This window comes from Actinomadura sp. KC216, from assembly GCF_004348535.1.
In the GTDB taxonomy this organism is placed as follows: Bacteria; Actinomycetota; Actinomycetes; order Streptosporangiales; family Streptosporangiaceae; genus Spirillospora.
The window spans coordinates 1-5,073 of sequence record NZ_SMJX01000458.1 but is presented as its reverse complement, the minus strand read 5'-3'; the positions used below and the strand labels follow the sequence as shown (position 1 = coordinate 5,073).

Sequence of the window (5,073 nt, the reverse complement as noted above, 5' to 3'; positions counted from 1 at the left end):
GCCCGTATCTCGGAGAGGGAGCTGCGGGCCGTTCATCTGCCGCCTTTCCGGGCGGCGGTCGAGCGGGGCGTGGGGTCTGTGATGATCTCCTACAGCTCGTGGAACGGGATGAAGATGCACCGGCATCGGTACCTGATCAATGATGTGCTGAAGGGTGAGCTGGGCTTTAGCGGGATTGTGGTTTCCGACTACAAGGGGATCGACCGGATCGACGGGCGGCCCGGGTTCACGAGGGACGAGGTCGCTTCCGCGATCAACGCCGGGATCGACGTGGCCATGGTGCCGACGGAATGGCGCCGGTTCATCGACTATCTGCGGGACGAGGTGGTGGGTGGTCGCGTGCCCATGTCCCGCATTGATGACGCCAATCGGCGGATCCTCACGAAGAAGTTCGAGCTCGGGCTCTTCGAGCGTCCGCTCGCGGACCGGTCCTATCTGAAGACGGTCGGCAGTGCGGCGCATCGCGGGCTGGCGAGGCGGGCCGTGGCCGCGTCGCAGGTGCTGCTGAAGAACGACGACGACGTGCTCCCGCTGGACGACGAGGACAAGGTCTTCGTGGCGGGCCGCAGCGCGGACGACATCGGCATGCAGTCCGGCGGGTGGACGATCACCTGGCAGGGCGAGCCGGGGCCGATCACACCGGGCACGACGATCCTGGACGGCATCCGCAAGGCCGCGGACCCGTCCGCCACCGTCGCCCACAGCAGGGACGGCAAGGGCATCGACCCGTCCTACGACGCCGCGATCGCCGTGGTGGGGGAGAAGCCGTACGCCGAGTACCACGGTGACCGGACGGGTGGCCTCGGCCTCGACGCGGAAGACCTTGAGACCATCGACCGGCTCCGCGACGCGGGCGTCCCGGTGATCGTGGTGCTGGTGTCGGGGCGCCCGCTGGACATCGCCGCGCAGCTCCCCCGATGGGACGCGCTGGTCGCCGCGTGGCTCCCCGGCACGGAGGGCGCGGGCGTCGCGGACGTCCTCTACGGCGACGCCGACCCCACCGGGCGGCTGCCCGTCACCTGGATGCGCGACGCCGGCCAGCAGCCCATCAACCGGGGCGACGGCAAGAGGCCCCTGTTCCCGTACGGGTTCGGTCTCGACTACGACGACTGATACGCCGGAAATACGGCTCTGACCTCGGTATTCTTGGATGCGTCCGGATACGGGGGTGCCTATCCGCCCTCGGGGAGTGCCGTTCGTCCGCCGATCGCCGCCAAGGGGTGCCCCGTGATGCGACCCTCCCTGCACGGGGGCGACCCCTCGGTGCTCCGCCGCCTCAACTCCGCCGCGACCCTGCGGGCCCTGCGGGACGGCGGCGAGTGCACGCTGACGGAGCTGGCCGGACGGGTCGGGCTGTCCAGGCCGACCACCGAGGGCGTGCTGGCCGGGCTGATCGACCGCGGTCTCGCCGCCGAGAGCGCGCCGCGTCCCGGCGCGGGGCTCGGCCGGCCCGCCCGCCGCTACCGCTTCCGCGCCGACGCCGGGTACGCGCTCGGCATCGACATCGACGCGCACCGGGTGAGCGTCGCCGTCGCCGACCTCACCGGCGACGTCGTCGGCGGCCACCGCGCCGGGCTCGACGTGCAGGGGCCGCCCGGCGAGCGGATCGCGGCGGTCCGCGACGCGGTGACGGCGTGCCTCGCGGCCGTGGACGTCGACCGGCGGTCGCTGCTGGCCGTGGCCGCTGGGACGCCCGGGGTCGTCGCACCGGACGGGACGGTCACGTCCTGCACGGCCGTGCCCGGCTGGGAGGGCGTGCGGCTGGGCCGCGAGCTGGCACGTTCCTTCTCCTGCCCGGTGCTCGTCGAGAACGACGCCAACCTCGCCGCGGTCGCCGAGCGGTGGCGCGGCGCCGCCCGGGACACCGACGACGTCGTCTGCGTCCACGCCGGCCTCCACACCGGCATGGGCGCGATCATCGGCGGACGCCTGCACCGCGGGCGCTGGGGCGCGGCCGGCGAGGTCGGGATGCTGCCGGAGCTGGGCCTGCGCTACACCACCGCAGCGCTCCTCACCGGCACGGACGCGTGCCCGAAGGCGGCGGAGGCCGCGCTGGCCGCCTTCGCGTCGGGGGTCGGCGACGCGCCGGGCGCCGCGCTGCGGGGCGCGGGCGTCGATCACGTCGATCACGCCGATCGCGTCCTGGAGGCGGCCGGATGGGACGCGGCGGAGGCGAAGGCGGTCGTGGAGCGGCTCGCGGCCCGGATGGCGCGCGGCGTCGCGGCGATGGCGCTCGCCCTCGACCCCGAGATGATCGTGGTCGGCGGGCCGCTGGTCAGGGCCGGCGACCTGCTGGTCACCGAGCTGCGGCGGCGGATCGCGCCGCTGTGCCTGAGCCCCGTCCGCATCGAGGCGTCCGAGCTGGCGGACGAGGCGGTCGGCCTCGGCGCCGTCCGGCTCGCCCTCGACCGGATCGACGAGGACCTTTTCCGCCTCGACCGCCGCCCCGCCGCCGACGCCTGACGACGGGGCGACGGCTGACGACACCAATAGGTCGATTTTCCGGCTTCGGCCAATCTATGAACGCTAAATCGCACCTATTTCTACAAAGTGCTTTTGTTTCTCTTAACGCTCAAATGGGTTAATGCTCTGCGCTTCTCGAAATGGGCCGCCGTCCTGTCGGTGGGGCGCTGTAGTGTCTCCGTGTACGGGTGAGCGGGGACCGACGAGAGACACGGGAGCGACATGAGCGCACAGCCGGTGGAGCCCCTCCTGCCGGGGCAGGTCCAGCGGGTTCCGCGGACGATCAGGGGCATCAGCGACTGGCTGACGGAGGAGAAGCGGGCCAAGTTCCTCGAGCAGGTCATGGCCGCCAAGGAGGAGGACGACTACAACCAGGTCATGGACAACTGGTGGGCCGAGGCCCACCTCGACCAGGATCCGTACCGCGAGGAGCGCCGGCGCTGGGCGATGACCGCGGACAGGAGCGAACTGGTTTCGATCGACGAGCTCAAGCGCCGGTGGTTCCCAGAAGAGAACGAGGCGTGACCGCAGGCAGGCTCGGCTGGACGGTCTTCTGCGTAAGGGAGGCGTCCGACGTCATCGAGTCAATGCCGACCTCGCTGAAGAACGACATGATCAAATTCTTCTGCGACTTCGCGTTCGCGGGAGGAACGGCGATCGGCGCGGGAGACCCTCCGCCGGGTGATCCCCTGGACGATTCCGGTATCGCCTACACCATGGTGGTCGAGGGCACCACGGTCTTCTTCGACTACATTGTGCTCGGCGACATCCAGGAATTCCGCATCACGCGGATGGTCTGGCTGGGATAGCAGAGCGGCCAAGGGCTATGGGGTCAGCGGGGTGCTGAACGTCCACCCCTTGGCCAGCAGGTCGTCGGTCGCCGCCACGGCCGCGGCCAGGCGGTCCTCGTGCCGGCCCGTCACGGTGATGTGCGGCAGGGCCCGGTCTTCCAGTTCCTCCTCGAAGCGTCCCGACATCCACGATCTGATCGGCGCGCCGTCGCGCCAGCCGTCCTGCTCGAACGGGACGCCCTCCGGCGAGGTCAGGATCCACAGATGGTGCGGGGTTCGCTCGTGAACCGCCTCCACCTCCGGCGACGGCGAGCCGAGATAGCGCTCGTGCCAGATCGCGGTGGCGAACGCGTCGGTGTCGCAGACCAGCAGCGGTGAACCCGACCGGGCGGCGGCGTCCTCCATGGCGGCGTGGTGCTCGGCGATCTGGGTGAAGTCGGCGGACTCCCACGTCAAGTCGTCCAGCCATAGTGAAGGGTCGCCGGTGGCGCGGCGCGCGGCGGCCAGCTTCTCCTCGGTGAACGTGCGCCCGTACTCCGGCACCCAGCGCGTCGCCGCCCACACCCCGCCCCGCTCCGCGTAGTGCGCGGCGAGGGCGCGGGCCAGCGTCGTCGTGCCGGTCGACTCCGCGCCGACGACCACGACGCGCCGCGCCAGATACCCGCGGACGGCCGGTGCGAGGAACCCCCAGTTCCCCACGGGGTCGTCGCGGACGGCGGTGCTGCTCACCGGAAAGCGTTCGCGGGGCGGGTCCACGGGGACGTGGACGGCGGAGAAGCGCCTCGCCAGCTCGGGCCCGTACGCCTCCGAGCTGAACACCGCGTCCACCGGCGGCACGTGCACGCCGAGGCCCGATCGCGTCGCCACGCCCGCCCGGAACGCCGCGACGTGCGCCGACCAGACTGCGTCCGACCCGTAGTCGATCTCCTCGTCGTCCACGACCGGGACGATCTCCACGTGCGGCTGCGGGTGCGTCTCGCGCAGCCATGCCGCCCGGAGCGGCAGCGGGACGCTCTCCACGCTGGACGCGGCGACGACCACGGTCAGCCGCTCGCACGCCGCCGCCGCTACGTCGATCAGGTGGTGGTGTCCCGCGTGCGGGGGATAGAACTTGCCGATCACCAGCCCGTGCGCGTGCATCACGCCGCCGTCATCCCGCCGCCGTCCGCCGCCATCCGCCGTCACGCCGCGGCCGGTGCCGGGCCGGCGATGCGGCCGGACTGGAAGTCGCGGCGCCAGGCCAGCAGCCCGAACACGCACAGCGTCAGGAAGATGACGTACAGCGCGCTCGTCAGCTTCAGGTCCTTGGAGAAGTACAGCGGGATGTAGACGAGGTCCGCGGTGATCCACAGCCACCACGACTCCAGCAGCTTCCGCGACTGCCCGTAGATCGCCATGAGCGAGATCGCGGTGGTGAGGGCGTCCCAGAACGGGACTGTCGAGTCCGTCCAGGTGGACAGGGCCCAGGTCAGGAGGGCGGTGCCGGCCGCGCCCGCGGTGATGAGGGCCGCCCACTCCGTTCCCCGGGTGCGCCTGACGGGGAGCCGGTCGCGGCCCTCCCCGCCGTACAGCCACACCCACCACCCGTACGCCTGGAGCGCGATGTAGACGACCTGCAGCCCGGAGTCGGCGTAGAGGCCGCCGTCCAGGAAGACGAGGCCGAGCAGGATCACGTTCGCGATGCCGATCGGCCAGTTCAGGATGTTCTGCCGGGCACCCTGGGGTGACCTGCGGCCGGACCCCGACTCGCCGGGCTGACCTGGCGGAACACCTCTCTGGAGTTCCCGAAGCAATCTCTACTCTTCCCGGCCCCAGGTGC

Annotated in this window: 6 protein-coding genes; 4 read left to right on the top strand and 2 right to left on the bottom strand. The window is 71.4% G+C overall.

Features of this window, described 5'->3' with window-relative positions:
- The 4 genes from E1264_RS39925 to E1264_RS39910 form a co-directional block, all read left to right on the top strand.
- A partial coding sequence (locus tag E1264_RS39925; protein WP_207936861.1) for a glycoside hydrolase family 3 C-terminal domain-containing protein occupies nucleotides 1-1,113 on the top strand: 1,113 nt, incomplete at its 5' end.
- A 117-nt stretch (nucleotides 1,114-1,230) separates the two neighbouring features.
- Nucleotides 1,231-2,463 carry an ROK family transcriptional regulator gene (locus E1264_RS39920; protein ID WP_132182334.1) on the top strand — a complete coding sequence of 411 codons (1,233 nt, stop codon included), beginning with the start codon at nucleotides 1,231-1,233 and terminating at the stop codon, nucleotides 2,461-2,463.
- A 222-nt stretch (nucleotides 2,464-2,685) separates the two neighbouring features.
- Complete coding sequence (locus tag E1264_RS39915; RefSeq protein WP_132182330.1) at nucleotides 2,686-2,988, top strand: hypothetical protein; 303 nt, start codon at nucleotides 2,686-2,688, stop codon at nucleotides 2,986-2,988.
- On the top strand, nucleotides 2,985-3,272 hold the full coding sequence (locus tag E1264_RS39910; RefSeq protein WP_132182328.1) for a hypothetical protein: 288 nt from the start codon (nucleotides 2,985-2,987) through the stop codon (nucleotides 3,270-3,272). The genes E1264_RS39915 and E1264_RS39910 overlap by 4 nt, the downstream gene beginning before the upstream one ends.
- A gap of 15 nt (nucleotides 3,273-3,287) precedes the next feature.
- Here the strand turns inward: E1264_RS39910 and E1264_RS39905 are convergent, their stop codons facing one another.
- Both E1264_RS39905 and pnuC read right to left on the bottom strand, forming a co-directional pair.
- Complete coding sequence (locus E1264_RS39905; protein ID WP_243711462.1) at nucleotides 3,288-4,439, bottom strand: AAA family ATPase; 1,152 nt, start codon at nucleotides 4,437-4,439, stop codon at nucleotides 3,288-3,290.
- Nucleotides 4,436-5,047, bottom strand: a complete 612-nt coding sequence (gene pnuC, locus E1264_RS39900) for a nicotinamide riboside transporter PnuC (protein WP_132182326.1) — start codon at nucleotides 5,045-5,047, stop codon at nucleotides 4,436-4,438. Before pnuC ends, E1264_RS39905 begins: the two co-directional genes overlap by 4 nt.
- Nucleotides 5,048-5,073 lie beyond the last annotated feature (26 nt).

Excerpts from the sequence above, each read along its gene's own strand:
- E1264_RS39920 (WP_132182334.1), top strand. The coding sequence starts at position 1,231 with ATGCGACCCTCCCTGCACGGGGGCGACCCCTCGGTGCTCCGCCGCCTC.
- E1264_RS39915 (WP_132182330.1), top strand. The coding sequence starts at position 2,686 with ATGAGCGCACAGCCGGTGGAGCCCCTCCTGCCGGGGCAGGTCCAGCGG.